The sequence below is a fragment of the Vibrio sp. 10N.222.54.A3 genome, from assembly GCF_041474095.1.
GTDB classification, from domain to species: domain Bacteria; phylum Pseudomonadota; class Gammaproteobacteria; order Enterobacterales; family Vibrionaceae; genus Vibrio; species Vibrio crassostreae_C.
Window position 1 is genome coordinate 1 of the sequence record NZ_JBFRTN010000137.1, and the last position, 464, is coordinate 464.

The window sequence follows — 464 nt, forward strand, 5'->3', positions numbered from 1 at the left end:
GATACCGTAAAGGTCTCTTCGACTTTATCGCCGACGTTTAATTGGTTAAACGCGCTGTTGGCGGTAAACGCCCAATGACCATTGGCATCAATGGTGAGGTCGCCATTTGTGCCTGCAATGGAATCTGGAGTGAACGCATTGTCTGGGTTATCCACGTCGGTACTGGTTAGCGTACCTGAGGTCGTTACTGCTTTGTCGGTTTCATCGATGGCGACGGTCGCACTGCTGACAGTAGCGGCGTCGTTAGTGCCGTTAATCGTTACCTTGATGGTCGAGGGTGTGCCATCAACAGACGACACCGTGAAGGTCTCTTCGATCTTGTCGCCGACATTCAATTGATTAAACGCGCTGTTAGCGGTGAATACCCAATGACCATTGGCATCAATAGTCAGGTCACCGTTGGTGCCAGTAATCGAATCCGGCGTGAACGCATTGTCTGGATTATCCACGTCGATACTGGTTAG

1 protein-coding gene is annotated in these 464 nt (G+C 50.6%); it reads right to left on the reverse strand.

Features of this window, described 5'->3' with window-relative positions:
* Positions 1–464, reverse strand: a 464-nt coding sequence (locus AB4507_RS21725) for a VCBS domain-containing protein (protein ID WP_372183346.1), incomplete at both ends; no start/stop codon positions are given.